The sequence below is a fragment of the Arthrobacter sp. ZGTC131 genome, from assembly GCF_002929275.1.
GTDB lineage: Bacteria > Actinomycetota > Actinomycetes > Actinomycetales > Micrococcaceae > Arthrobacter.
On record NZ_PJIK01000091.1, the window covers coordinates 1 to 564 of the forward strand.

The window sequence follows — 564 nt, forward strand, 5'->3', positions numbered from 1 at the left end:
GGCATGGAGGCGCTGGAACGCCTGGAAATGGCGGACAAGGCTCGAAACAAGGCCACTGACCTCTCCGGCGGCCAGAAGCAGCGCGTGGTCATTGCCCGCGCCCTGGTCAACAATCCGTCGGTGATTTTCGCCGATGAACCCACCGGCAACCTGGACACCGCCACCGGCGCCGTCGTGGAAGACATTCTGTTCTCGCTGAACAGGGAACAGGGCATCACCCTGATTACCGTCACGCACGACACGGATCTCGCGGCCCGCTGCAGCCGCCAGTTCTACATCAAGGACGGACGCGAAGTGTCCGCCGATGAACTCATCTCGACCACCATCACCACAGGGGCCTCAGCATGACCGCCGGCGACATTCTCCGCTCAGCAGTATCCAACACCTTCCGCAGCAAGGTCCGCACGGCACTGACCGTGGTCGCCATCTTTATCGGGGCCTTCACGCTGACCCTGACCAGCGCCATCGGTGCTGGAGTCTCGGACTACATCGACAAGCAAATAGGCGCCATTGGCGGCGACGATCTGCTCACCGTCTCGCCCGCCGCAGAAACCGGAGCGGCCG

1 protein-coding gene and 1 pseudogene are annotated in these 564 nt (G+C 63.1%); both read left to right on the plus strand.

Annotated elements, in window-relative coordinates:
* Window positions 1-348 (plus strand): ATP-binding cassette domain-containing protein (locus CXQ90_RS21825; protein WP_146068971.1); only part of this gene is annotated, 348 nt, incomplete at its 5' end.
* Window positions 345-564, plus strand: a pseudogene (locus CXQ90_RS21830) (ABC transporter permease); the annotation flags it as partial. The gene CXQ90_RS21825 and the pseudogene CXQ90_RS21830, both read left to right, overlap by 4 nt.